This is a genomic window from Pseudomonas sp. FW305-3-2-15-C-LB1 (assembly GCF_058787615.1).
The window spans coordinates 59,946-83,800 of the sequence record NZ_JBYSZX010000001.1; the positions used below are offsets into that span (position 1 = coordinate 59,946).

General features: G+C 60.8%; 26 protein-coding genes and 1 tRNA gene. 7 read left to right on the plus strand and 20 right to left on the minus strand.

What is annotated here, in order from left to right; genetic code table 11:
• Positions 1 to 234: 234 nt before the first annotated feature.
• From ychF to AC3WP7_RS00345, 8 genes are all read right to left on the minus strand, one after another.
• Positions 235 to 1,335, minus strand: a complete 1,101-nt coding sequence (gene ychF, locus AC3WP7_RS00310) for a redox-regulated ATPase YchF (RefSeq protein WP_003171595.1) — start codon at positions 1,333 to 1,335, stop codon at positions 235 to 237.
• Between the two features lie 21 nt (positions 1,336 to 1,356).
• Positions 1,357 to 1,941: an aminoacyl-tRNA hydrolase gene (pth, locus tag AC3WP7_RS00315; protein ID WP_071491035.1), complete on the minus strand. Its 585-nt coding sequence runs from the start codon at positions 1,939 to 1,941 to the stop codon at positions 1,357 to 1,359.
• Between the two features lie 167 nt (positions 1,942 to 2,108).
• Positions 2,109 to 2,705, minus strand: a complete 597-nt coding sequence (locus AC3WP7_RS00320; RefSeq protein WP_092240582.1) for a 50S ribosomal protein L25/general stress protein Ctc — start codon at positions 2,703 to 2,705, stop codon at positions 2,109 to 2,111.
• Between the two features lie 137 nt (positions 2,706 to 2,842).
• Positions 2,843 to 3,784: a ribose-phosphate pyrophosphokinase gene (locus AC3WP7_RS00325; protein ID WP_003208392.1), complete on the minus strand. Its 942-nt coding sequence runs from the start codon at positions 3,782 to 3,784 to the stop codon at positions 2,843 to 2,845.
• A gap of 46 nt (positions 3,785 to 3,830) precedes the next feature.
• A tRNA-Gln gene (locus AC3WP7_RS00330) sits at positions 3,831 to 3,905 on the minus strand.
• Positions 3,906 to 3,941: 36 nt separating this feature from the next.
• The gene (ispE, locus tag AC3WP7_RS00335; protein WP_071491037.1) at positions 3,942 to 4,793 is read right to left on the minus strand and encodes a 4-(cytidine 5'-diphospho)-2-C-methyl-D-erythritol kinase; all 852 of its coding nucleotides are present in this window, start codon (positions 4,791 to 4,793) and stop codon (positions 3,942 to 3,944) included.
• Position 4,794: 1 nt separating this feature from the next.
• Positions 4,795 to 5,412 carry a lipoprotein insertase outer membrane protein LolB gene (lolB, locus tag AC3WP7_RS00340; RefSeq protein WP_092240584.1) on the minus strand — a complete coding sequence of 206 codons (618 nt, stop codon included), beginning with the start codon at positions 5,410 to 5,412 and terminating at the stop codon, positions 4,795 to 4,797.
• 4 nt (positions 5,413 to 5,416) lie between these two features.
• Positions 5,417 to 7,141: a tetratricopeptide repeat protein gene (locus AC3WP7_RS00345; protein ID WP_071491039.1), complete on the minus strand. Its 1,725-nt coding sequence runs from the start codon at positions 7,139 to 7,141 to the stop codon at positions 5,417 to 5,419.
• A gap of 182 nt (positions 7,142 to 7,323) precedes the next feature.
• Here AC3WP7_RS00345 and hemA point away from each other — a divergent pair, with 182 nt between their 5' ends.
• The 6 genes from hemA (at position 7,324) to AC3WP7_RS00375 (ending at position 12,690) form a co-directional block, all read left to right on the plus strand.
• Positions 7,324 to 8,613, plus strand: a complete 1,290-nt coding sequence (hemA, locus tag AC3WP7_RS00350) for a glutamyl-tRNA reductase (protein WP_058423108.1) — start codon at positions 7,324 to 7,326, stop codon at positions 8,611 to 8,613.
• Positions 8,610 to 9,692 (plus strand): peptide chain release factor 1, encoded by a 1,083-nt coding sequence (gene prfA / locus AC3WP7_RS00355; protein ID WP_092240587.1) that lies wholly within the window; start codon positions 8,610 to 8,612, stop codon positions 9,690 to 9,692. The genes hemA and prfA overlap by 4 nt, the downstream gene beginning before the upstream one ends.
• Positions 9,693 to 10,523: a peptide chain release factor N(5)-glutamine methyltransferase gene (prmC, locus tag AC3WP7_RS00360; RefSeq protein ID WP_071491041.1), complete on the plus strand. Its 831-nt coding sequence runs from the start codon at positions 9,693 to 9,695 to the stop codon at positions 10,521 to 10,523. It abuts the gene before it with no gap.
• Positions 10,517 to 11,272 carry a molybdopterin-synthase adenylyltransferase MoeB gene (gene moeB, locus AC3WP7_RS00365; protein WP_102591638.1) on the plus strand — a complete coding sequence of 252 codons (756 nt, stop codon included), beginning with the start codon at positions 10,517 to 10,519 and terminating at the stop codon, positions 11,270 to 11,272. The genes prmC and moeB overlap by 7 nt, the downstream gene beginning before the upstream one ends.
• On the plus strand, positions 11,265 to 12,059 hold the full coding sequence (gene murI / locus AC3WP7_RS00370; protein ID WP_071491043.1) for a glutamate racemase: 795 nt from the start codon (positions 11,265 to 11,267) through the stop codon (positions 12,057 to 12,059). Before moeB ends, murI begins: the two co-directional genes overlap by 8 nt.
• Positions 12,060 to 12,171: 112 nt before the next feature.
• The gene (locus tag AC3WP7_RS00375) at positions 12,172 to 12,690 is read left to right on the plus strand and encodes an acyloxyacyl hydrolase (protein ID WP_071491044.1); all 519 of its coding nucleotides are present in this window, start codon (positions 12,172 to 12,174) and stop codon (positions 12,688 to 12,690) included.
• Positions 12,691 to 12,748: 58 nt separating this feature from the next.
• On the opposite strand, the gene AC3WP7_RS00380 is transcribed toward AC3WP7_RS00375, so the two are convergent.
• The 12 genes from AC3WP7_RS00380 to AC3WP7_RS00435 form a co-directional block, all read right to left on the minus strand.
• On the minus strand, positions 12,749 to 13,054 hold the full coding sequence (locus AC3WP7_RS00380) for a YkgJ family cysteine cluster protein (RefSeq protein ID WP_092240591.1): 306 nt from the start codon (positions 13,052 to 13,054) through the stop codon (positions 12,749 to 12,751).
• Between the two features lie 54 nt (positions 13,055 to 13,108).
• Positions 13,109 to 13,588 (minus strand): DUF2878 domain-containing protein, encoded by a 480-nt coding sequence (locus AC3WP7_RS00385; RefSeq protein ID WP_102591637.1) that lies wholly within the window; start codon positions 13,586 to 13,588, stop codon positions 13,109 to 13,111.
• Positions 13,581 to 14,852, minus strand: coding sequence for an SAM-dependent methyltransferase (locus AC3WP7_RS00390; protein ID WP_092240595.1), 1,272 nt, complete (start codon positions 14,850 to 14,852; stop codon positions 13,581 to 13,583). Before AC3WP7_RS00390 ends, AC3WP7_RS00385 begins: the two co-directional genes overlap by 8 nt.
• The gene (locus tag AC3WP7_RS00395) at positions 14,839 to 15,648 is read right to left on the minus strand and encodes a DUF1365 domain-containing protein (protein ID WP_092240597.1); all 810 of its coding nucleotides are present in this window, start codon (positions 15,646 to 15,648) and stop codon (positions 14,839 to 14,841) included. Before AC3WP7_RS00395 ends, AC3WP7_RS00390 begins: the two co-directional genes overlap by 14 nt.
• On the minus strand, positions 15,645 to 16,892 hold the full coding sequence (locus tag AC3WP7_RS00400; protein ID WP_102591636.1) for an NAD(P)/FAD-dependent oxidoreductase: 1,248 nt from the start codon (positions 16,890 to 16,892) through the stop codon (positions 15,645 to 15,647). Before AC3WP7_RS00400 ends, AC3WP7_RS00395 begins: the two co-directional genes overlap by 4 nt.
• Complete coding sequence (locus AC3WP7_RS00405; protein ID WP_092240601.1) at positions 16,889 to 17,671, minus strand: SDR family NAD(P)-dependent oxidoreductase; 783 nt, start codon at positions 17,669 to 17,671, stop codon at positions 16,889 to 16,891. Before AC3WP7_RS00405 ends, AC3WP7_RS00400 begins: the two co-directional genes overlap by 4 nt.
• On the minus strand, positions 17,668 to 18,090 hold the full coding sequence (locus AC3WP7_RS00410) for a nuclear transport factor 2 family protein (protein ID WP_092240603.1): 423 nt from the start codon (positions 18,088 to 18,090) through the stop codon (positions 17,668 to 17,670). The genes AC3WP7_RS00405 and AC3WP7_RS00410 overlap by 4 nt, the downstream gene beginning before the upstream one ends.
• The gene (phrB, locus tag AC3WP7_RS00415; RefSeq protein WP_093119958.1) at positions 18,083 to 19,528 is read right to left on the minus strand and encodes a deoxyribodipyrimidine photo-lyase; all 1,446 of its coding nucleotides are present in this window, start codon (positions 19,526 to 19,528) and stop codon (positions 18,083 to 18,085) included. The genes AC3WP7_RS00410 and phrB overlap by 8 nt, the downstream gene beginning before the upstream one ends.
• Positions 19,529 to 20,458, minus strand: a complete 930-nt coding sequence (locus AC3WP7_RS00420) for a MerR family transcriptional regulator (protein ID WP_102591635.1) — start codon at positions 20,456 to 20,458, stop codon at positions 19,529 to 19,531.
• Positions 20,459 to 20,461: 3 nt separating this feature from the next.
• Positions 20,462 to 21,421: a YbgA family protein gene (locus tag AC3WP7_RS00425; protein WP_093119954.1), complete on the minus strand. Its 960-nt coding sequence runs from the start codon at positions 21,419 to 21,421 to the stop codon at positions 20,462 to 20,464.
• A 112-nt stretch (positions 21,422 to 21,533) separates the two neighbouring features.
• Positions 21,534 to 21,749 carry a TIGR02450 family Trp-rich protein gene (locus AC3WP7_RS00430; RefSeq protein ID WP_102591634.1) on the minus strand — a complete coding sequence of 72 codons (216 nt, stop codon included), beginning with the start codon at positions 21,747 to 21,749 and terminating at the stop codon, positions 21,534 to 21,536.
• Positions 21,746 to 22,732, minus strand: coding sequence for an NAD(P)/FAD-dependent oxidoreductase (locus tag AC3WP7_RS00435; RefSeq protein ID WP_071491056.1), 987 nt, complete (start codon positions 22,730 to 22,732; stop codon positions 21,746 to 21,748). The genes AC3WP7_RS00430 and AC3WP7_RS00435 overlap by 4 nt, the downstream gene beginning before the upstream one ends.
• A gap of 211 nt (positions 22,733 to 22,943) precedes the next feature.
• Between AC3WP7_RS00435 and AC3WP7_RS00440 the strand changes: the two genes are divergently transcribed.
• Complete coding sequence (locus tag AC3WP7_RS00440; RefSeq protein ID WP_093512553.1) at positions 22,944 to 23,843, plus strand: TIGR01777 family oxidoreductase; 900 nt, start codon at positions 22,944 to 22,946, stop codon at positions 23,841 to 23,843.
• Positions 23,844 to 23,855 lie beyond the last annotated feature (12 nt).

The following is a 23,855-nucleotide window of genomic DNA, read 5'->3' on the forward strand; positions in this document are numbered from 1 at the left end:
AGACGGTTGTCACGTGCTCCTTGGGTCTTTATGTACCTCAGGCTGCGTAAGATAAGTTGTATTCTAATATTGATGCTTTGTGTTTTAGCTAACGGCCAAAGAGGCGATAGGAGAAGTCTGAAGCTTTCTGAATGTTTGGCTTAAACTTTTAATCGGTGCGATATATAAATAGTCGCCCACAAAAAAGCCGATGCTAAGCATCGGCTTTTTTACTGTTTAGAGGGCAGGTAATACTTACACGTTGAAACGGAAGTGCATCACGTCGCCATCTTTAACAATATATTCCTTACCTTCCAGGCGCCACTTGCCCGCTTCCTTGGCACCGGCCTCACCCTTGAACTGGATGAAGTCGTTGTAGGCAATCACTTCGGCGCGGATAAAGCCTTTTTCGAAGTCCGTGTGGATCACCCCAGCAGCCTGTGGTGCGGTAGCACCGACCTTGACGGTCCACGCGCGGACTTCTTCGACACCGGCGGTGAAGTAGGTCTGCAGGTTGAGCATTTCGTAACCGGCGCGGATCACGCGGTTCAGGCCAGGTTCTTCCAGGCCCAGGGCCTCGAGGAACATGTCCTTTTCTTCGCCGTCATCAAGCTCGGCGATTTCCGCTTCGATCTTGTTGCACACCGGCACCACGATGGCGCCTTCTTCGTCGGCGATGGCCTTGACTACGTCGAGCAACGGGTTGTTCTCGAAACCGTCTTCAGCGACGTTGGCGATGTACATCACAGGCTTAGTGGTCAACAGGTGGAAGCCCTTGATCACGGCCTTCTCGTCAGCGCCCATGTTCTTCATCAGGCTGCGTGCCGGCTTGCCTTCGGTGAAGTGCGCGATCAGTTGCTCAAGCAGACCTTTCTGGACCACTGCGTCCTTGTCGCCGCCCTTGGCGTTGCGCGCGACTTTCTGCAGTTGCTTCTCGCAGCTGTCGAGGTCGGCGAAGATCAGTTCCAGGTCGATGATCTCGATGTCGCGTTTCGGGTCGACGCTGTTGGAGACGTGGATCACGTTCTCGTCTTCAAAACAGCGGACCACGTGGGCGATGGCATCAGTCTCGCGGATGTTGGCGAGGAACTTATTGCCCAGGCCTTCACCTTTCGACGCACCAGCAACCAGGCCGGCGATGTCGACGAATTCCATGGTGGTCGGCAGGATGCGCTTGGGATTGACGATGGCCGCCAGGGCGTCCAGGCGTGGATCCGGCATCGGCACGATACCGCTGTTGGGCTCGATGGTGCAGAAGGGGAAGTTCTCCGCTGCGATACCGGACTTGGTCAGGGCGTTGAACAGGGTGGATTTGCCGACGTTGGGCAGGCCGACGATGCCGCAATTGAATCCCATGGTGTTTCCCCTCGGTAAGAGTCAGGCCTTCTGGCTGTGCAGGTTTTTCATCGCGCGGTTCCATTCACCGGCGAAGATATCCGGCAGCACGCCGAGGGCAAAGTCGATGCTGGCATCGAGTTTTTCCTGTTCGGCGCGTGGCGCACGACCCAGGACGAAATTTGAAACCATACTGGCGACGCCTGGGTGGCCAATGCCGAGCCGCAGGCGGTAGAAATTATTCTGATTACCCAGCTGCGCGATGATGTCGCGCAGGCCGTTGTGCCCGCCATGCCCGCCGCCGAGCTTGAGCTTGGCAACGCCGGGTGGCAGGTCCAGTTCGTCATGGGCCACCAGGATTTCTTCGGGTTTGATCCGGAAGAAGCCCGCAAGCGCCGCCACAGCCTGGCCGCTGCGGTTCATGTAGGTGGTGGGAATCAGTAGACGAACATCCTGGCCCTGATGCGAGAAGCGCCCGGTCAGGCCGAAATATTTGCGATCGGCCGCAAGGCTTACACCTTGTGCGTGGGCGATGCGCTCAACAAAAAGGGCCCCCGCGTTATGCCGCGTCTGTTCGTATTCGGCGCCTGGATTTCCCAGGCCAACGATCAGTTTAATGGCAGTCACGACAGGGGCCCTTCCTTTGGAGTTGTGGATAACATCGCCAGACCTGAGTGCGGCGAAAGTGGACGACACTACATCATTTACTCAAGAGTAAACGCCGCGTTATCGCCCGCTTTCTCGCTACGTTTCGGTCCGCGATGTTTCCTCAAGCTCCGGCAATACAGAGTGGATTACTCTGCAGCGCCTTCTTCAGCTTCTGGAGCAACGCGTGGAGCGTGAACGTTGGCAACTGCTTTGTCATCACCGTGAGCCAGTGCGACAAACTCAACGCCTTTAGGGGCTTTGAGGTCGGACAGGTGAACGATGGTGCCGATTTCAGCGGCCGACAGGTCGACTTCGATGAACTCAGGCAGGTCTTTCGGCAGGCAAGTTACTTCAACTTCGTTCACAACGTGCGAGATTTCGCCGCCTTTCTTGACCGGAGCTTCTTCACCCACAAAGTGCACTGGCACGATAGCGGTCAGTTTCTGGCCAGCGACAACGCGAACGAAGTCAGCGTGCATGATGAATTGCTTGGAAGGGTGACGCTGCATCGCTTTAACGATGACGTTCTGCTTGGCGCCGTCGACGTTCAGCTCGATAACGTGGCTGTAGGCCGCTTCGTTTTCGAACAGCTTGGCGATTTCCTTGGCCAGGATGGTCACGGATTCAGCAGGCTTGTTACCACCGTATACAACGGCTGGGATGTTGGCGGCGTGACGCAGGCGGCGGCTCGCACCTTTCCCCAGGTCAGTACGCGCTTGGGCGTTCAGAGTAAAGTCAGTCATTTTGTATCTCCAAAATAGCCATCATCGAGCGGCGTTTGCGACCAGCGCCGGCCTCGACATGGGCAAAAAAGCCCCGCCCCAACAGAATGTCGGGGCGGGGCGCTTTTCGTCAGTGGGATGTGCCGAAGGTTTGACCCTTAGCGGAACATCGCGCTGATCGATTCTTCATTGCTGATGCGGCGAACCGCTTCGGCAACAACCGGTGCGATATCCAGTTGACGGATACGCGAACAGGCTTGAGCAGCAGCGGACAGCGGGATGGTGTTGGTCACCACCAGTTCGTCCAGCATGGAATTCTCGATGTTCTCGATCGCTCGGCCCGACAGCACAGGGTGTGTGCAGTAGGCGAAGACTTTGGCCGCACCGTGCTCTTTCAAGGCTTTCGCCGCGTGGCACAGGGTGCCGGCGGTGTCGACCATGTCATCAACCAGAATACAGGTACGCCCTTCGACATCACCGATGATATGCATCACTTCAGAGTGATTGGCTTTCTCGCGGCGTTTGTCGATGATCCCGAGGTCCACGCCCAGGGATTTGGCAACGGCCCGTGCACGCACGACGCCACCAATGTCCGGGGACACGATCATCAGGTTTTCAAAGCGCTGGTCTTCGATGTCATCCACCAATACGGGGGAGCCGTAGATGTTATCTACCGGAATATCGAAGAACCCCTGGATTTGGTCAGCGTGCAGGTCAACCGTGAGAACACGGTCGATGCCTACCACGGTCAGCATGTCAGCAACGACTTTCGCGCTGATGGCCACACGTGCGGAACGCGGACGGCGATCCTGACGGGCATAACCAAAGTAAGGGATTACAGCTGTGATTCGAGTCGCTGAGGAGCGGCGGAAGGCATCAGCCATCACGACGAGTTCCATCAGGTTATCGTTGGTCGGAGCGCAAGTCGGCTGAATAATGAAGACGTCTTTACCGCGAACGTTTTCATTGATCTCGGCTGTAATTTCGCCGTCGGAGAATTTACCGACAGAGATGTCACCGAGAGGGATATGCAGCTGACGTACGACACGTCGAGCCAGATCGGGGTTGGCGTTCCCCGTAAAGACCATCATCTTGGACACGCGCAGTACCTAGAGGCTGAGGGTAACCTGGATGAGTATAGGAAAATGGCAGGGGCGGCTGGATTCGAACCAACGCATGGCAGGATCAAAACCTGCTGCCTTACCGCTTGGCGACGCCCCTGTATCTGTTGCAACGAGTGCCTGACACTCGATTCCTTTAGAGCAGACTTTGCAGCTTGCGATGCAACATCGAAACGTTGCTTCCCTTTGCTACAAACCCTGTAAGGGTCTCTGTAAGAAGGGCCGAGACTTTATCAGCTTCAGCTTTGCTTGGGAAGCCCCCAAACACACAACTTCCAGTTCCGGTTAATTTTGCTTCGGTAAATTTACCTAACAAATTCAAAGCGTTACGTACCTCTGGATAACGCCTTGCTACAACCGGTAAGCAGTCATTTCGACTGTTTCCCTTGGGAACGGGGCGCACTTTAATGGGAGAAGAGTTACGTGTCAACAACGGATCTGAAAAAATTTCTGCTGTACTTACAGATACTTGCGGAACAAGCACGACATACCACGGCTCCTCGGGGTATTCCGGGCTGAGTTTCTCCCCTACGCCCTCGGCGAAAGCCGCGTGCCCACGCACGAAAACCGGGACGTCGGCACCCAGCGTCAGGCCCAGCGCGGCGAGGCGATCATGGTCCCAACCCAGTTGCCACAAGTAATTCAGACCCAGCAGAGTTGTCGCGGCATTCGAGCTGCCACCACCGATGCCGCCACCCATGGGCAGGATTTTATCGATCCAGATATCGATGCCGAGCGGACAGCCGGATTGCTCCTGAAGTTTTTTTGCGGCCTTCACGATCAGGTTGCTGTCGTGAGGCACGCCTTCGAATTCGGTATGCAGCCTGATCACGCCATCGTCGCGCACGGCGAAGGTCAGCTCGTCGCCATAGTCGAGGAATTGAAACAACGTCTGCAGCTCGTGATAGCCATCTTCACGGCGACCGAGAATGTGCAGCATCAGGTTGAGCTTGGCCGGGGAGGGCAGGGTCAATTTTTGTACGGACACGTTATTGCCCCAGTTTGCGTGGTTGCCAGTCCTTGATCACCAGCGTGACATCAAGGTCGGGACCATGCAGCTTGACGCGCTCGGGCAACCAATAGCCGCTTTGCTCCACGTAGCTCAAATATTCGACCTGCCAGCCATCCTGCTCCAGGCTGGCCAGGCGGCTGTCGCCGTTCAGGCTCAGGCGACTCTTGCTATCAGGCGCTGGCAGGCCACGGACCCACCACACCAGGTGAGACACCGGCAGTTTCCAGCCGATCTGTTCTTCCAGCAACGCTTCCGGCGAGGTCGCCTCATAACGGCCCTGGTTGGCCACTTCAAGGCTGACTTGCCCTGGCCGGCCGGTCAGGCGTGCGGCGCCACGGCCCAGCGGACCCGACAGGCGAATATCGTAGTAGTCCTGGCGCTGCAGCCAGAACAAGGTGCCGCTGCCGGAGTCTTTCGGCGCGCGAACCCCCACTTTGCCTTCGATCTGCCAGCCATCGATGCTGCTGAGCTGGTCCTTGTGCTGCTTCCATTGCGCCGGGTTGCCCTGGCCTTCAACGGATTCGCGGCTGCCGATGCCCGCACAACCGGCGAGCAGGGCGATGAAGCTGAAAATAACAACATGGCGCAAAAACATAGGTTTAAAGGGTCTCGGATCCGGTCAGGCGCTTGATGGTGCCGCGCAGGATGGGGCTTTCGGGTTGTTCCTTGAGGAATTTCTCCCAGATTTGCCGTGCTTCACGCTGTTTGCCATTGGCCCACAGCACTTCGCCCAGGTGCGCGGCGACTTCCTGGTCGGGGAAGCGTTCCAGTGCCTGGCGCAACAAGCGTTCGGCCTCGTCCAGGTTGCCCAGGCGGTAATTCACCCAGCCCAGGCTGTCGAGCACGGCCGGGTCTTCCGGGTTCAGCTTGTGGGCTTGCTCGATCAGCACCTTGGCTTCGTCGTAGCGCGTGGTGCGGTCGGACAAGGTGTAGCCCAGGGCGTTGAGGGCCATGGCGTTGTCCGGATCGCGCTTGATGATCAGGCGCAGGTCTTTTTCCATCTGCGCCAGGTCATTGCGTTTTTCCGCCTGCATGGCGCGGGTGTATAGCAAGTTCAAATCGTCCGGGAATTGCAGCAACGCTTGTTGCAGCAACTTCCAGGCGCGCTCGCCCTGATTGTTGGCCGACAAGGTTTCGGCCTGGATCAGGTAGAGCTGGATCGCGTAATCCGGTTCGGCATCCCGCGCGGCGGCCAGGCGTTTCTCCGCCTCGTCTGTGCGGCCGTTGCTCATCAGGATATCGGCCTGGCGCAATTGGGCGGGCAGGTAGTCGTTGCCGGGGCCGACCTGGGCGTACTCGAGCAGGGCGGCTTGCGGATCGTTGCGCTCTTCGGCGATGCGCCCGAGGTTCAGGTGTGCCGAATCTACATGGCTTTCACGCTGGATCAGCTCTTCCAGGTAACCCTTGGCCTCGTCCCAGGCCTTGGCTTCCAGGCAGACCAGTGCCAGGGAATAACGCAATTCGTCATCGTCCGGGTATTGTTGGACCAGGTTGGCGAACTGCACTTTGGCGTCCTCCATGCGGTCCTGTTCGACCAGCATGCGGGCGTAAGTCAGGCGCAGGCGCTTGTCGTCCGGATACTTCTTGAGGCTTTTTTCCAGCAGCGGAATCGCTTCCTTGCCACGGTTGAGGTTCTGAAGCAGGCGTGCACGCAGCAGGATCGGGGCGATTTCGCCTTCTTCCGGCGGATTCTGCTCCAGCAGCTTCAGTGCGGCGTCGGCTTCATCATCCTGTTGCAGCAGCAACGCCTTGCCGAAAATCAGCTGGCTGTTCTTCGGGTGCTTTTGCAGCAGGCGGTCGAAACTCTTCATCAGGCCATTGCGCGTGTCCTGGTCGGTGTCGGCAGCCGACAGCGCGAGGAAGTCGAAATGGGTGTCGCCCTTGCCCTGCAGGACTTTCTCCATATAGACCATGGAGTCGTCATAGCGCCCGGCGCGTGCCAGTTGAATGGCTGCCGCCCGCTGTGCTTCCAGGTCGTCCGGGGCGTTTTTCGCCCAGATCAGCGAGGAGTCCAGCGCAGCCTGGTCGGCCCCCAGGTACTCGGCGATGCGGAAGGCCCGCTCGGAAATCCCCGGATCCTGGGTGTTGATGGCCTGGGTCACGTAGTTGTCCAACGCAATGTCGAAGCGATTGCGTTGGCCGGCCAGTTCCGCAGTCAGCAAGCTGTACACCGTTTCTTCGGTGAACGAAGAATAAACCTTGGGCTTTTCAGGGGCGGGGGCGCTGTCTTCCACCGGTGGCGTACCGTCCGGCGACACGGGAGCCATGGCCTGGCAGCCGCTGAGAAAGACAAAGGCGAGGAGCAACGCGGAAGATCTATTCATATAGGAAGAGGACGACTAACCTGCGGTCGGATCATCATGACACAAGCCTTCGGCCAAACATAACCGAGTCTCAGTTGATGCCTTTATAGACACAAGGCATTAGGACAATAGACGACGGTGGTTGTTCTGAATCTTTCGAAGTAGGACAATTGTCGGCTTCCCGACATCATCAGCGATATTGAATGGCCTTCCTCGCACTCGGTATTAACCACAAGACTGCCTCCGTAGACGTGCGCGAGCGCGTGGCGTTTACGCCGGAGCAGTTGGTTGAGGCCCTGCAGCAGCTCTGCCGGCTCACCGACAGTCGCGAAGCTGCGATCCTTTCGACCTGCAATCGCAGCGAGCTTTATATAGAGCAGGAGCATCTTTCAGCGGATGTCGTACTGCGCTGGCTGGCCGATTACCATCATTTGGACCTCGATGACCTTCGCGCCAGCGCTTATGTGCACGAAGAGGATGCGGCAGTTCGTCACATGATGCGTGTGGCGGCCGGTCTCGATTCGCTGGTGTTGGGCGAGCCGCAGATTCTGGGCCAGATGAAGTCTGCCTATGCCGTGGCGCGCGAGGCTGGTACCGTCGGCCCGCTGCTGGGGCGGCTGTTCCAGGCCACCTTCAATTCCGCCAAGCAGGTGCGCACCGACACTGCCATCGGTGAAAACCCGGTGTCCGTGGCGTTTGCCGCCGTCAGCCTGGCCAAACAGATTTTCAGTGACTTGCAACGCAGCCAGGCCCTGCTGATCGGCGCCGGCGAGACCATCACCCTGGTCGCCCGCCACCTGCATGACCTGGGCGTGAAGCGTATCGTGGTCGCCAACCGTACGTTGGAACGCGCGAGCATCCTCGCCGAGCAGTTCGGCGCCCATGCGGTGTTACTGGCGGACATTCCGGCGGAGCTGGTACGCAGCGATATCGTCATCAGCTCCACCGCCAGCCAACTGCCGATCCTGGGCAAAGGCGCGGTCGAGAGCGCGCTGAAGCTGCGCAAGCACAAGCCGATCTTCATGGTGGATATTGCTGTTCCCCGGGATATCGAACCCGAAGTCGGCGAGTTGGACGACGTTTACCTCTATAGCGTCGACGATCTGCACGAAGTGGTCGCCGAAAACCTCAAGAGCCGCCAGGGTGCTGCCCAGGCCGCCGAGGAAATGGTCAGCACCGGCGCCGAAGACTTCATGGTGCGCTTGCGCGAACTGGCGGCGGTGGACGTGCTCAAGGCCTATCGTCAGCAAGGCGAACGCCTGCGCGACGAGGAATTGATCAAGGCCCAGCGCTTGCTCGCCAATGGCAGCAGCGCCGAAGAAGTGCTGATGCAACTGGCCCGTGGCCTCACCAACAAATTGCTGCATGCACCCAGCGTGCAACTGAAAAAGCTTACCGCCGAAGGCCGCCTCGATGCGCTGGCCATGGCCCAGGAACTCTTTGCCCTCGGTGAGGGCGCGTCAGATAGCTCTTCGGATAAAAAACCGCAATGAAAGCGTCACTGCTCAATAAACTGGACGTGCTCCAGGACCGTTTCGAAGAACTGACCGCCCTGCTCGGCGATGGCGAGATCATCGCCGATCAGGCCAGGTTCCGTGCCTATTCCAAGGAATACGCCGAAGTTGAGCCCGTGGTCGCCACCTATAAAAACCTGCTGAAAGTGCAGGCGGACCTTGAAGGTGCCCAGGCACTGCTCAAGGACAGCGACCCGGACATGCGTGAAATGGCCGTGGAAGAAGTCCGCGAAGCCAAGGAAAAACTCGCCGAGCTGGAGGGCGACCTGCAACGCATGCTGCTGCCCAAGGACCCGAACGACGGGCGCAACGTGTTCCTCGAAATCCGTGCCGGCACCGGCGGCGACGAGGCGGCGATCTTCTCCGGCGACCTGTTCCGTATGTACTCGCGGTATGCCGAACGTCGTGGGTGGCGCGTCGAGATCCTGTCGGAGAACGAAGGCGAACACGGCGGCTATAAAGAAGTGATTGCACGGGTCGAGGGCGACAACGTCTACGGCAAGCTCAAATTCGAGTCCGGCGCGCACCGCGTGCAGCGGGTTCCAGCGACTGAATCCCAAGGTCGTATTCACACGTCCGCCTGCACGGTGGCCGTATTGCCCGAGCCGGACGAACAGGAGGCCATCGAGATCAACCCGGCCGACCTGCGCATCGACACCTACCGCTCCTCGGGCGCCGGTGGCCAGCACGTCAACAAGACCGACTCAGCGATCCGCATCACCCACTTGCCGTCGGGCATCGTGGTGGAGTGCCAGGAAGAGCGCTCCCAGCACAAGAACCGTGCGCGGGCCATGTCCTGGCTGTCGGCCAAGCTCAATGACCAGCAGACCAGCGCCGCCGCCAACGCGATTGCCAGCGAGCGCAAGTTGCTGGTGGGTTCGGGCGACCGCTCCGAGCGCATTCGTACCTACAACTTTGCCCAGGGCCGGGTCACCGACCACCGGGTCAACCTCACCCTTTACTCCCTGGACGAAATCCTTGCCGGTGGTGTGGACGCGGTGATCGAACCGTTGCTCGCCGAATACCAGGCCGATCAACTGGCCGCGATAGGTGAATAAATGACCATCATCGCCAGCCTGCTGCGCGCCGCCGACCTGCCCGATTCACCCACGGCACGCCTGGATGCCGAATTGTTGCTGGCGGCTGCCTTGGGCAAGTCCCGCAGCTACCTGCACACCTGGCCCGAGAAAATCGTCAGCAGCGAGCATGCGCTGATCTTTGCAGGCTACCTGCAGCGCCGTCGTGGCGGTGAGCCGGTGGCCTATATCCTCGGTCAACAAGGCTTCTGGAAGCTGGACCTGGAGGTCGCGCCTCACACGCTGATCCCGCGGCCAGATACTGAGTTGCTGGTGGAAACCGCCCTGGAATTGTTGCCCGCCACCCTCGCCAAGGTCCTCGACCTGGGCACCGGCAGCGGCGCCATCGCCCTGGCCCTGGCCAGCGAACGCCCGGCCTGGCAGGTCACCGCCGTCGACCGTGTGCTGGAAGCCGTGGCCCTGGCCGAGCGCAATCGCCAGCGGTTGCACCTCGCTAACGCTACGGTGCTGAACAGCCATTGGTTCAGCGCGCTGCAAGGTCATCGCTATGACCTGATCATCAGTAACCCGCCGTACATTGCCGCCAACGATCCGCACCTGGTGGCCGGCGACGTGCGTTTCGAACCAGCCAGCGCACTGGTGGCCGGTCATGATGGCTTGGACGACCTGCGCCTGATTATCAAGGAGGCCCCGGCCCACCTGAATGCCGGTGGGCGGTTGCTGCTGGAACATGGTTACGACCAGGCCCCGGCGGTGCGTGACCTGCTGTTGAGTGAAGGTTTCGAAGAAGTGCACAGCCGCATCGACCTCGGTGGCCACGAACGCATCACCCTGGGGCGCCGGCCGTGCTGACCGATCAGGAGCTGTTGCGCTATAGCCGACAGATTCTGTTGCAGCATGTCGACATAGACGGCCAATTGCGCCTGAAAAACGGCCGTGCCCTGATCGTAGGTCTTGGTGGCCTGGGCGCGCCCGTTGCGTTGTACCTCGCTGCCGCCGGCGTCGGCGAGTTGCATCTGGCGGACTTCGACACGGTCGACCTGACCAACCTGCAGCGCCAGATCATCCATGACACCGACGCCGTCGGGCAGACCAAGGTCGACTCGTCCCTTCGTCGCCTGAACGCCCTCAACCCTGAAATCAAACTGGTGGCCCATCGCAGTGCGCTGGATGCCGATTCCCTCGCTGCGGCGGTCGAAGCGGTAGACGTGGTGCTCGATTGCAGTGATAACTTCTCCACCCGCGAAGCCGTCAACGCGGCCTGTGTCGGTGCCGGCAAGCCTTTGGTCAGCGGCGCTGCGATCCGTCTTGAAGGGCAACTGTCGGTGTTCGACCCGCGACGCGCCGAGAGCCCGTGCTATCACTGCCTGTATGGGCACGGCAGCGATACCGAACTCACCTGCAGTGAGGCTGGCGTGGTCGGCCCACTGGTCGGTGTGGTCGGCAGCCTGCAAGCCCTGGAAGCCTTGAAACTGCTGGCCGGTTTCGGTGAGCCGTTGGTGGGACGCTTGTTGCTGATCGACGCCTTGGCCACACGTTTTCGCGAACTGCGCGTCAAGCGTGACCCCGGTTGCACTGTGTGCGGGGCGCCACATGGTTAAGGGCGCGCCGATCGGTGTGTTCGATTCCGGTATCGGCGGCTTGACCGTGTTGGATGAAATCCAGCAGCTATTGCCCCAGGAATCACTGCTGTACGTGGCCGATTGCGGGCACATCCCCTACGGCGAGAAAAGCCCGGCGTTTATCCTTGAGCGCTCCCGGCAGGTGGCGGCATTTTTCCAGGCGCAGGGCGCCAAAGCCTTCGTGATTGCCTGCAATACCGCTACGGTTGCCGCCGTGGCTGATCTGCGTCGGGATTTTCCCGATTGGCCGCTGGTGGGCATGGAGCCTGCTGTCAAACCGGCGGCGGCAGCCACCCGCAGCGGCGTGGTTGGGGTGCTTGCCACCACCGGCACGCTGCAAAGCGCCAAGTTCGCCGCGTTGCTCGACCGCTTCGCTACCGATGTGAAGGTCATCACCCAGCCATGCCCGGGCCTGGTGGAGCTGATTGAAAGCGGTGACCTGACCAGCCCGGCCTTGCGCCAGTTGTTGCAGGGGTATATCGACCCGCTGCTCAGCGCCGGTTGCGACACCATCATCCTCGGCTGCACCCACTATCCCTTCCTCAGGCCGCTCCTGGCGCAGATGCTGCCCCCCAGCATTATCCTCATCGACACCGGCGCCGCCGTGGCCCGTCAACTCAAGCGTTTGCTGGGTGAGCGCGACCTGTTGGCCGTCGGCAATCCAGCACCGGCACAGTTCTGGACCAGCGGTGATGTGTATCACCTAAGAAATATCCTACCGACACTATGGAAATATCCGGGCGTTGTGAGAAGCTTCGACTCGTGAAAATTTCGTGAAATGCCTGCGTTATTAGCTGGAACTTCTGGCTACACGCCAGCTTCTATAGCGAGATAGCCTGTACACAACCATATAACTTCGTTCGGAAAGGATGTTTCTTATGAAGCGCTTGTTCTGTTTGGCTGCGATTGCGGCCGCTGTAGTGGGGCACTCTGTTTCGGCACAAGCTGCTGGCCTGGAGTTCGGGGTGGGGAGCACCAGTGATTCGACCATGACCTATCGCCTGGGGCTGACATCTGACTGGGATAAAAGCTGGTGGCAGAGCGATACCGGTCGATTGACCGGCTACTGGAGCGGCGCCTACACCTATTGGGATGGGGACAAGCGAGCCAGCGCCAGCAGCCTGTCGTTCTCGCCGGTGTTTGTGTATGAGTTTGCCGGGGAATCGGTGAAGCCTTATATCGAGGCAGGGATCGGGGTGGCGGTGTTTTCCCGCACCAAGCTGGAAGACAACAACATCGGCCAGGCCTTTCAGTTCGAAGACCGCCTGGGTTTCGGCCTGCGCTTCGCGGGTGGGCATGAGGTGGGCATTCGTGCCACGCATTACTCCAACGCGGGTATCAGCAGCAATAACGACGGGGTAGAGAGCTACTCGTTGCACTACACCTTGCCGTTGTAACCCTTCAGAACACTGCAAAACCCATGTGGGAGTGGGCAAGCCCCTCCCACATTCAGCATCAGCGGTAGGCGGTAGCGATACCCTGTCGCTCTTCCAGGCACTCCGGCGCGCCCATCTCGAATTCCCGGCAAATCAGTGGTCGTCGCTCGTAGATCGTGCACATCATCGTGTCCCGGTCCAGTGCCGCGCACCAGCCGTCATCCAGGCGCAGCATCACTTCACCGCCCCAGTCATCGGTATCGATATAGCGTTCCGGCACGCCGGTGTCGGTGATCAGCATCACTTCCAGCTGGCAGCAGCAGGCCGCACACGTCGAGCAAGTGACGGCGGGTTCGGCGATTTGGATGTGGGGGATGTTGGTCATAGGCGTGCAGTGTAAGGCAAGCGGGTGACGCACGTGTGATACGGCTGACGGACGTCAGCGCGCCAGCCGATGCAAACCCACAAACACCATCGCCCAGAGCAACGCCAGCGCAACCATTGTTGGCGCGAAGCCGAAACCAAACTGCACCCCGGCCAGTTGGCTACCGGCGTAATAAGACAGCGGGCCGCCCAGCGCGCCCAGCACAGCGGCACGCCACCAGGGACGGGCACTCCAGGCCAGGCAATGGCGCAACGTCGTCGCCAGCAATGCCCATAGCAGGATCAACCAGAAGGGAATCAACGTGCCCGGTTCCGTGAACTCAAACACCCCCAGCATGCGCAACGTGGTGTCCAATAGGGTGCCCAGAACCATCACGGCCAGGATCAACCTGCCGTCTTCAGCCCACGAACTTATCCACAGCAGGTGAACTGCCAGCACGGCAAGCCCCACCATTAACCACGCGCTGTCGCCACCAAGCACACAGGCAAACCAGCCGCACTGAAACAGCACGGCATTGGCCAGCGTCTTAAGCACTGAAGCGCCCGAGCAGCGGCGGGTTGATCGCCGACGGCTTGGCCAGCAGCAACTGCGCAGTGCCAATGGTGCGCTCCATGAAGCCACCTTCGCAGTAGCACAGGTAGAACTCCCACAGGCGCAGGAAATACTGGTCGTAGCCCAACTCGGCGAGGCGACCGTGGGCGCGGCGAAAGTTCTCATGCCATAGGCGCAGGGTTCGTGCGTAGTGCAGGCCGAAATCCTCCATGTGCAGCAGGTTCATATCGGTGTCGCGGCTGACGATGTGCAGCATGTTCTGCACACAGGGTAGGGCGCCGCCAGGAAAGATATAGCGCTGGATAAAATCCACGCTGCGCTTGGCCTGTTCAAAGCGTTGCTCACGGATGGTGATGGCTTGCAGCAGCATCAGGCCGTCGTTCTTGAGCAGGCGCGCGCATTGTTTGAAGTAGGTCGGCAGGAAGCGATGGCCCACCGCCTCGATCATCTCGATGGACACCAGCTTGTCGTATTGGCCGGTGAGGTCGCGGTAATCCTGCAGCAGCAGCGTGACCTGGCCTTGCAACCCCAGGGCGTCGATGCGTTGTTGGGTGTAGGCGAACTGTTCCCTGGACAAGGTCGTGGTGGTGACCTGGCAGCCGTAATGCTGCGCCGCATAGAGCGCCATGCTGCCCCAACCGGTGCCGATTTCCAGCAGGTGGTCGGTGCGTTTGAGGGCGAGCTTCTGGCAGATGCGCTCCAGCTTGTTCAACTGCGCCTGTTCAAGGGTGTCGTCGGGCGTCAGAAACTGCGCCGCGGAGTACATCATGGTCGGGTCGAGGAATTCTTCGAACAGGTCGTTGCCCAGGTCGTAGTGGGCGGCGATGTTTTTCTGTGAACCCTTGCGCGTGTTGCGGTTGAGCCAGTGCAGGCCCTGGGTGAACGGCCGCGCCAGGCGTGCCAGGCCGCCTTCCATTGCATCGAGCACGTCCAGGTTGCTGACCATCACGCGCACCACGGCGGTCAGGTCCGGGCTGGTCCAGTAACCGTGGATAAACGCTTCGCCGGCGCCGATGGAGCCGTTGGCCGCCACCAGGCCCCACACGGCAGAGTCCAGGATCTGGATTTCCCCCATCAAGTGCGCTTCCTGTGCGCCGAACACTTGGCGCTCGCCGTCCTCGATCACCACCAGTTGGCCATGGCGCAGTTGGCTGAGTTGGCGCAACACCGCCTTGCGCAGCAGCGCGGCGGTCATGCCGTTGACGTTCAGGCGGTGAGTCTTGACCGATAAGCTAGGGGATTTCATGGCGGCGATCCTTGGTGTAACCGACTGCGGTGCGAGAGGCGCCATCGGCGGCCCGGTGGGAAAAAATCGGCGTGCGTTTGAGCAACAGGCGCAGGGCCTGCCAGTAAATAGCGAGGCAGGTCTTGGCGGTCATCCAGGGGAAACGCCACAGGTAGCGATGCAGGCTGGCGCGATCCAGCGTTTCTTTCTCCAGGCTCAACGTGGCGTCGAAGATTTTCTGCGTGCCCTGCCAATCGGCCATGTGCACGCCCAGCCTGGCGGAGGGAGGGCTGAAGCTCATGCGGTATTCCAGGTCGCGGGGTAGAAACGGCGACACATGGAAGGCCTTGGCCACGGCGAAATGCTGGTGTTCATCGGCGTCCAGGGCCTGGGCCGGCAACACGTAGTGATAGCGTTCGCGCCATGGGGTGTTGGTCACTTCACACAGGATCGCGGCCAGACGTCCGTCGGCCTCGAAGCAGTAGAAGAAACTCACGGGGTTAAAAGCCAGGCCCCAACTGCGGGCCTGGGTCAGTAGGCAGATAACGCCCTGGGGTGTACGCCCCAGTGCCTTGCCGACTTCCTGGCGCACGGCATCGCTCAAGTTCATGCCGCTGCGCGTCCATTCACGCAGGTAGTCCTGCTGACGAAAACCGAAGGGGGCCAGGCGGCTGCGCCCGGCCAGGGGTGAAAGCCCCAGCACTTGGTGTTCTTCGCTCAAATCCAGGTACAGCAGGCCGATGCGGTAGCGAAAGGCATGGGCCTTGGGCGCAAACCGCCGATGGGCGATCCACCCGCTGTACAGGGCGCTGTTCACAGGGTTTCCCCAAAGGCTTCGGCCACGCGCAGTGCGCTGACCACGCCGTCTTCATGAAAGCCGTTGGCCCAGTAGGCGCCGCAGTAGAAGGTATTGCTCACGCCGGATATTTCTTCGCGACGCGCCTGCGCTGCCACCGCCGCCAGGCTGTACTGCGGGTGGGCGTAGGTGTAACGGGCCAGTACCTTCAGCGGGTTGATCATGGTTGTCTGGTTGAGGCTGACGCAAAACGTGGTGGTGCTGTCGATGCCTTGCAGGATGTTCATGTCATAGGTCACCGCCGCCTGTGCCTGGCGATTGCCGGTCAGCCGGTAGTTCCAACTGGCCCAGGCGAGTTTGCGGTCGGGCAGCAGGCGCGTGTCGGTGTGCAATACCACGTCGTTATCGGCGTAGGGCATGGCGCCGAGGATCTCCTGTTCGGCCTGGCTCGGGTCGGCCAGCAACGCCAGGGCCTGGTCGCTGTGGCAGGCGAACACCACGCGATCAAATGCCTCACTGCCGGCCGGGCTGTGGATAACCACGCCGTCGTCGGTGCGTGCCACTTTATGCACAGGGCAATTGAGGCGGATCCGTTCGCGAAAGCTGCGGGTCAACGGCTCGATGTAGCGGCTTGATCCCCCTTCGATCACGCACCATTGCGGGCGGTTGTTCACAGAGAGCAACCCGTGGTTCTTGAAGAAGCGCACAAAGAACTGCAACGGAAACTTCAGCATATCGGCCAGGGACATCGACCAGATCGCCGCGCCCATCGGCACGATGTAGTGCCGGACAAACCGCTCGCCGTAGCCGCCGGCGGTGAGGTAGCTGCCCAGGGTCATGTCAGCGCTGATGCGCTGCTGCTGCAGGTCCAGCGGCGCCTGGCGATTGAAGCGCAGGATATCGCGCAACATGCCCCAGAACCCCGGCGACAAAATATTGCGACGCTGGGCAAACAAACTGTTGAGGTTGTTGCCGTTGTACTCGAACCGGGTGTGCTCGTCGCACACCGAAAAGCTCATCTCGGTCGGTTTGAACGCCACCCCGATCTGCCCCAGCAAGCGGATGAAGTTGGGGTAGGTCCAGTCGTTGAACACGATGAAGCCGGTGTCGACCGCGTAGTTTTTACCCTCGACAGTGACATTGACGGTGTGGGTATGCCCGCCGATGCGGTCGCCCGCTTCGAACAGGGTGATGTCGTGACGGCGGCTGAGCAGATAGGCGCTGGTCAGGCCGGCGATGCCGCTGCCGATAATGGCGATCTTCACAGGTCGTCCTTTTTAGGCGGCGGGCTGCGCAACATGCGCTTGCCGATGATCAGTTGCGCACGGTTCGGCAGTTTCGACAGGGGCCACAACGTGGCGATGAACAGTGCAGGAAAGGCGATTTCCAGAGGGCGCTTTTCCAGCTTGGCGAAAATGTGCCGTGCGGCTTTATCCGCTGACCAACTAAGCGGCATGGGGAAGTCATTGCGCTCGGTCAGCGGAGTGTCGACAAAGCCCGGGCTGATCACGGTGACGTCGATGTTTTCCGGCGACAGGCTGATACGCAGGGATTCGAACAGGTAGCGCAGACCCGCCTTGGACGCGCCATAGGCTTCGGCGCGTGGCATCGGCAGGTAGGTCACGGCGCTGGCGACGCCTACCAGGTGCGGGGTGCGCCCGGCGCGCAACAGTGGCAGGGCGGCTTCGATGCAATAACTGCTGGCCAGCAGGTTGGTACGCACCACGTGCTCGATGATCGATGAGTCAAACTGTCGGGCATCCACGTATTCACAGGTGCCAGCATTGAGAATGACCGTGTCCAGGGCGCCCCAGGCCTCGCCAATGCGCTCACCAATCTCGCGCACGGTCTGGCTGTTGGTCAGGTCGCCGGCCACCACCAGCACCTGGCCAGGGTAACGGTGGGCGAGCGCTTCCAGCGGGCCTTTCGAGCGTGAGCTCAAGGCGACGTGGGCGCCGCTGTTGAGCAACTCCACGGCCAGCGCGGCACCGATGCCACTGCTGGCGCCGGTCAGCCAATAACGTCGAGGCAATGTATCGCTCATCCCATTCTCCTTTTCAGCCAGCCAACGACGCTGCCCAGCACGGGCACGTGTTCGTACAGCATGGCGCCGGCATCGAAATAATCGCGGTGGCGGTACACCTTGTCACGCCACATCAAGTGCGAACAACCTTCCACCCGGATCACCTTGCCGCTGGCCAGGCGTGGGTGGCAGAAACTCATTTTCCAGCGCAGGTAACCTTCACCTTCGGTCACCTGATCGAAACCGTGGAAGTCGAAGCGTAACTGGCTGACGTTGCTGTACAGCTCGGCGAAGTAGCGGTGCAGGGCGGGCAGGCCCTGCACTTCATGCAGTGGATCCGCGAAGCGGATGTCCTGGCTGTACAGGCTGTCGAGCAGGTGCAGGTTGTGCTTGTCCAGCGTGGAAAAGGCCTGGGCGAAGCGGCGCAGGAAGTCACTCATACTCGCCCCCAGCGGCTTGTCGCGAGGGCAGGCTGCGGAAGGCGGCCAGGGCGCGTTCACGGGACTTTTTCAGGTCGACAATCGAACGCGGGTAATCGGCCACGCCGAACAAACCACCGGCGGCTTCGGGGTTGTGCACTTCCTTTTTATTCAGCGCGGCCAGTTCCGGCAGCCAGCGCTTGATGAATACGCCTTCGCTGTCGAATTTTTCCGATTGGCTCAAGGGGCTGAAAATCCGGAAGTACGGCGCCGAGTCGGTGCCGGTGGACGAACTCCACTGCCAGCCGCCGTTATTGGCCGCCAGGTCGCCGTCGATCAGATGGCGCATGAAAAAGCGCTCGCCTTCGCGCCAGTCGATCAGCAGGTTCTTGGTCAGGAACATCGCCACGACCATGCGCAGGCGGTTGTGCATCCAGCCGGTTTCAAGCAGTTGGCGCATGGCGGCGTCGATGATCGGCAGGCCGGTGCGCGCTTGCTGCCAGGCGGCCAGGTCCTTGGGCGCGTTGCGCCAGGCGACGGCTTCGGTCTCGGGGCGGAACGCCCGGTGGCGCGACACCCGTGGGTAACCCACCAGGATGTGCTTGTAGAACTCACGCCACAGCAGTTCGTTGATCCAGGTAATGGCGCCCATGTCGCCGCTTTCAAACTCGCCGCCGTTGGTCTGCAGTGCAGCGTGCAGGCACTGGCGCGGCGACACCACGCCGGCGGCGAGGTACGCCGACAACTGGCTGGTGCCGGGCTTGGCGGGGAAGTCGCGTTCGTCCTTGTAGTAGCTGATCTGTTGGTCGGCGAAAGCGTCGAGGCGGCGCCGGGCTTCGTCTTCACCGGCGGGCCAGAGGGCACGCAGGGTCTCGCTGGGTGGCTCGAAACCGTCGACTGTCTTTGGGATCGGGTCGCTTTTCAGCTTGAGCGCAGCCTGGGCCTTGGGGGCCGGGACTATCCGGGGCAGGGCGCTGTGCAGACGGCTGTAGCAGACCTTGCGGAACTGGCTGAACACCTGGAAGTAAGTGCCGGTCTTGGTCAGCACGCTGCCGGGCTGGAAGAACAGTTGATCCAGGTAGCTGTGGAAGCTGATGCCCGCCGACTCCAATGCCTTGGACACGGCCGCATCACGACGGCTTTCATGGATGCCGTATTCCTCGTTGACGTGCACCGACTCCACGGCCAGTTCACGGCACAGCGTGCCCAGCACGTCGGGTGCCTGGTCCCAGGTGGCTGCCGTACGGATCAGCAGGGGAATGTTCAGTTCGCCGAGTGTCTTGCTCAGGTCATCCAGGTTGCGCAGCCAGAAATCCACCTTGCACGGTGCATCGTCATGGGCCAGCCATTGTTCGGGCGTGATCAGGTACACGGCGGCGATCGGGCCCCGCTGGCTCGCGGCGGTCAGGGCGGTGTTGTCGTGTAGGCGCAGGTCGGTGCGCAGCCAGATCAAATGCATTTAAACGAGTCCACGCTGGATCAGTAGCTGGTGGGCCGACAACAACTCTTCGGCGACGAACAATTCAGGGATGTCCTGGGCTAATACGGCCAACTCGGCCTGGTGGATGCATACCGTTGGTCCGACGATCAATTTTGGGCAACGGACGCCGCCCAAAAGTTTTTCCAGACCCGACAAATGCAGCGCCTTGCTCGAATACAGCAGCACGGCCCGCGGTTGCAGGTGCTCCACCGCCAGGGCCAGTTCGCCGGCGGGCAACGGCCAGTCGAACACTTCCACCGGGCAATCGGCACTGCTGGCGAGCCAGGCACTGAGCCACAGGTGTGGCTCCAGGGGCAGGTCGGACTGATTGACCAGCAATAACGGTGCGCCGTGCAACTGGCGATTGTTGTGGTAAATGCGTGCGCCGAATTTGCTGCGCAGCCATGAGAGGAAAAACACCCGCTCCATCTGCGCGCCGAACTGGCCTTGCCAACGCTGTTCCAACGCTCGCAGCAGCGGCAGCATCAGTTGCTCGCACAACGTGCGTGGCGGGTACAGCGCCATGGCCTGGTTGAAGGCGTCATCGACCCGGCGTTCGGTCAATTCGCTGATAGCGTGCACCAGGTTCTGGCGCAGGCTGTGCCACTCGTTTTCCACCGCCTCGGGAAGAGACTGGGCCGAGTCGATCAGGCCTTTGACCTGGCTCACCGGCACGCCGCGATTGAGCCAGGTGAGGATGGTATGGATGCGCTGCACATGCTCGGCGCTGAACAGCCGATGGCCCTTGGGCGTGCGCTGGGGCACGATCAGGCCGTAACGGCGTTCCCAGGCGCGCAGGGTCACGGCGTTGACGCCGGTCTGACGCGCCACTTCGCGGATCGGCAGCCAGCCGTCTTCGAGCGCTTGGGCGATGTCGTCGCCGGGTTCGTCTAGCAGGGCAGCTTTCATGGTCTAGATCGCATTTCGCAGGCTGAGGTTTTCCGGGTGCGGTTGCAGGTAGGCCTGCTGCGCGATGTAGCGGTCCGGGTGTTGGCGAAAGTGGTGTTTGAGCAGGGTCAGCGGCACCACAAGCGGCACGATGCCGTGGCGGTACTGGCCGATGACGGTCTGCATTTCTTGCTTGTCATCAGCGCTGATGACCTGTTTGAGGTAACCGCTGATGTGTTGCAGCACATTGGTGTGGGTGCCACGGGTGGCGCACTTGGTGAGGCCGGACATCAGGTCGCTGAAGTAGCCCGCCGCCAACTCGTCGAGGTTGGCATCCTTGCTCATGCTGCCCAGCAGGTGGCCAAGGCGCTTGTAGTGCGCCGGGCTGTGGGCCATCAGCAGGTACTTGTAGCGCGAATGAAAGGCCAGCAGACGGTGACGGGTCAGGCCTTCGGCCAACAGTTTCTGCCAGCTGGCGTAGACGAATACCCGGGTCAGGAAGTTTTCCCGCAGCACCGGGTCGTTCAGCCGACCGTCTTCTTCCACCGGCAGGTTGGGATGGCGTGCACAGAAGGCCTGGGCGTAGATGCCGCGCCCACCGCCGTCCACAGGGGTGCCGTTGTCGCGGTAGACCTTGACCCGCTCCAGGCCGCACGACGGCGATTTCTGCATGAAGATATAGCCGCACAGGTCGGTATGTTCCGCGGCCATCTGCTGGCCGTACTCGTCCAACGGTTGGGTGACGTTCAGCTCGCGGTGCACGGTACCGACGGCCTGCGGGTGGGCGGGATCGCCCACCAGACGGATCGGTTCGCGTGGAATGCCAAGGCCGATGGCGACTTCGGGGCACAGCGGCACGAAGTCGAAATAGTCGGCGAGGGTCTGGCTGCACAACAGGGATTGTTTATGGCCGCCGTTGAAGCGCACGTTCTCGCCCAGCAGGCAGGCGCTGATGGCGATCTTCGGTTTGGTGGTGCTGGACATACACGAACCCTCTGCAAGATTCCTGTACAAGATATAAATCCTGTACAACTAAATCTCATCATAGGTTCGATACTGTACAAGTCAAATTATTTGTACAAGTTTTGCGGGTGATCTATTTCCAGCCGATTTTCCAGGCGTCCATATCCTGCAGGGTTTGCCAGGGCAGGCGTTCGCTGCGGTGCGTCATCACGGCTTGCAGTTCAATGTCGAGCACCGTGCCTTCTTCATCACGAAACAGCTCGGTGACCAGAAAGTGTTTTTCTTTGTTGCGAGGGTGGGCTGCTGTCCATTTCGACAGCAGCAATTTGGCGGGGTTGATGCGGTTCATTGCAGGTGCTCGATCAAGCGTCGCGCGGCTTCCTGGCCGCTGAGCCAGGCCCCTTCCACGCGGCCCGACAGGCACCAGTCGCCACACACGTACAGGCCCAGGTCGGCATCGGCGAGTACGCCGAATTCGTGACTGCTGGACGGCCGTGCGTAGAGCCAGCGGTGGGCCAGGCTGAACGACGGCGCCGGCATCGCGCTGTGCAGCAGTTCGGCGAAGGCGCCGTGCAGGTGCTCGATCACCGCCTCTTTGGGCAGGTCCAGGTGGGCCTTGCTCCATGCGCTGGTGGCGTGCAGCACCCAGGTGTCGAGGGTGGTATCACGCCCAGGTTTGCTGCGGTTGCGGGCAAGCCAGTCGAGGGGACTGTCTTGCACGAAGCAGCCCTCCATGGGGGTATCCAGGGGTTTATCGAAGGCCAGGGCGATGGCCCAGGTCGGGTCCATTTTCACCCCGGCGGCGGCACTCGCCAGCTTGGGCGCGGCGGCCAGCAGGGCGGTGGCTTGGGGCGCAGGCGTGGCGATGATCACGTGGCTGAAGGGGCCATGGTTTTCGCTGTCCGCGTCCAGCAGGTTCCAGTGGTGTTTGCCCTGGAACACCTCGGTAATGCGGCAACCGAACTCCACTGGCAGGTCGTCGAGCAGGGCGCGAGTGATCGCGCTCATGCGCGGCGTGCCGACCCAGCGGATCTGTTCATCGGGAGACGGGGTGAGTTGGCCGGACTTGAAGTTGTACAGCTGGGGTTTCCATTGCTCGGCCCAGCCGTTGCTTTGCCAGCGTTGCACTTCGTTGACGAAGCGCCGGTCGCGGGCGGTGAAGTATTGCGCGCCCATGTCCAGGGAGCCGGCATCGCTGCGCTTGCTGGACATGCGGCCACCACTGCCGCGGCTTTTATCGAAGAGTTGTACAGCGTGCCCCGCGTCTCTTAACGCTCGGGCGGCGGAGAGACCGGCGATGCCGGTGCCGATGATCGCGATGGGAACAGTCATGGGAGGCCTCGTTTTACCGTTGTGCACAGACTACGCGGACACCAATAGCTGTACAATATTGTTTTTTGGTATAAGTTTTGGCGTACCAGTTCTAACGGCGTAACCTATGGTTAAAGCTGAGGCTTAAGCCAGCGTTACGCCTGCTAACAAATGATCCCTGTTTATAAAATAGACCAGTGATCGGCGGCGAACGTTACATGAGGAGCGTCCCATGCATATTTTGCTGACCGGCGGTACTGGCTTGATTGGCCGCCAACTCTGCCAACACTGGCTCACCCAGGGCCATCGCCTGACCGTGTGGAGTCGCCACGCGGACCAGGTCGCGAAGGTATGCGGCGCCCAGGTGTCGGGAGTCAGCCGCCTTGAAGAGGTTATCGGCCCGGTCGACGCGGTCATTAACCTGGCGGGCGCGCCTATTGCCGACCGCCCCTGGACCCACAAGCGCAAGGCGTTGTTGTGGAGCAGCCGCATCAGCCTTACCGAGACCTTGCTGGCGTGGCTTGAGGGCCTGGAACAAAAACCAGCGGTGTTGATTTCCGGTTCGGCGGTGGGCTGGTACGGCGATGGCGGCGAGCGCGAATTGACCGAAGCCAGCGGCCCGGTGCAGGACGATTTCCCCAGTCAGTTGTGCATCGCCTGGGAAGAAACCGCCCAGCGCGCCGAAGCCCTGGGGATTCGTGTGGTCCTTGTACGTACCGGCCTGGTGCTGGCGGCGCAGGGCGGCTTTTTGTCGCGGCTGTTGCTGCCGTTCAAACTGGCGCTGGGCGGGCCTATCGGCAGTGGTCGGCAGTGGATGCCGTGGGTGCATATCAAGGATCAAATCGCCCTGATTGATTTTCTTCTGCACCAGCCTGACGCCAGCGGTCCCTATAATGCCTGCGCGCCGCACCCGGTGCGCAATCGCGAGTTTGCGAAAACCCTGGGCCAGGTGCTGCACCGCCCGGCGCTCATGCCGTTGCCGGCCTTTGTATTGCGGGTGGGCCTGGGTGAGTTGTCCGGCCTGTTGCTGGGCGGGCAGAAGGCGCTGCCCGAGCGCTTGCTGGCTGCCGGTTTCACTTTTCAGTTCACTGAGTTGCGTGCGGCTTTGGATGACTTGTCCGGCCGCCTCTAAAGATAGGATGTT

Excerpts from the sequence above, each read along its gene's own strand:
- AC3WP7_RS00375 (WP_071491044.1), top strand. The coding sequence starts at position 12,172 with ATGAAGCGCTTGTTCTGTTTGGCTGCGATTGCGGCCGCTGTAGTGGGG.
- AC3WP7_RS00380 (WP_092240591.1), bottom strand. The coding sequence starts at position 13,054 with ATGACCAACATCCCCCACATCCAAATCGCCGAACCCGCCGTCACTTGC.
- AC3WP7_RS00410 (WP_092240603.1), bottom strand. The coding sequence starts at position 18,090 with ATGAGTGACTTCCTGCGCCGCTTCGCCCAGGCCTTTTCCACGCTGGAC.
- hemA (WP_058423108.1), top strand. The coding sequence starts at position 7,324 with ATGGCCTTCCTCGCACTCGGTATTAACCACAAGACTGCCTCCGTAGAC.
- prfA (WP_092240587.1), top strand. The coding sequence starts at position 8,610 with ATGAAAGCGTCACTGCTCAATAAACTGGACGTGCTCCAGGACCGTTTC.
- AC3WP7_RS00435 (WP_071491056.1), bottom strand. The coding sequence starts at position 22,732 with ATGACTGTTCCCATCGCGATCATCGGCACCGGCATCGCCGGTCTCTCC.
- AC3WP7_RS00405 (WP_092240601.1), bottom strand. The coding sequence starts at position 17,671 with ATGAGCGATACATTGCCTCGACGTTATTGGCTGACCGGCGCCAGCAGT.
- phrB (WP_093119958.1), bottom strand. The coding sequence starts at position 19,528 with ATGCATTTGATCTGGCTGCGCACCGACCTGCGCCTACACGACAACACC.
- murI (WP_071491043.1), top strand. The coding sequence starts at position 11,265 with ATGGTTAAGGGCGCGCCGATCGGTGTGTTCGATTCCGGTATCGGCGGC.
- lolB (WP_092240584.1), bottom strand. The coding sequence starts at position 5,412 with ATGTTTTTGCGCCATGTTGTTATTTTCAGCTTCATCGCCCTGCTCGCC.
- AC3WP7_RS00440 (WP_093512553.1), top strand. The coding sequence starts at position 22,944 with ATGCATATTTTGCTGACCGGCGGTACTGGCTTGATTGGCCGCCAACTC.
- AC3WP7_RS00390 (WP_092240595.1), bottom strand. The coding sequence starts at position 14,852 with ATGAAATCCCCTAGCTTATCGGTCAAGACTCACCGCCTGAACGTCAAC.
- AC3WP7_RS00345 (WP_071491039.1), bottom strand. The coding sequence starts at position 7,141 with ATGAATAGATCTTCCGCGTTGCTCCTCGCCTTTGTCTTTCTCAGCGGC.
- AC3WP7_RS00425 (WP_093119954.1), bottom strand. The coding sequence starts at position 21,421 with ATGTCCAGCACCACCAAACCGAAGATCGCCATCAGCGCCTGCCTGCTG.
- AC3WP7_RS00430 (WP_102591634.1), bottom strand. The coding sequence starts at position 21,749 with ATGAACCGCATCAACCCCGCCAAATTGCTGCTGTCGAAATGGACAGCA.
- ychF (WP_003171595.1), bottom strand. The coding sequence starts at position 1,335 with ATGGGATTCAATTGCGGCATCGTCGGCCTGCCCAACGTCGGCAAATCC.
- prmC (WP_071491041.1), top strand. The coding sequence starts at position 9,693 with ATGACCATCATCGCCAGCCTGCTGCGCGCCGCCGACCTGCCCGATTCA.
- AC3WP7_RS00320 (WP_092240582.1), bottom strand. The coding sequence starts at position 2,705 with ATGACTGACTTTACTCTGAACGCCCAAGCGCGTACTGACCTGGGGAAA.
- AC3WP7_RS00420 (WP_102591635.1), bottom strand. The coding sequence starts at position 20,458 with ATGAAAGCTGCCCTGCTAGACGAACCCGGCGACGACATCGCCCAAGCG.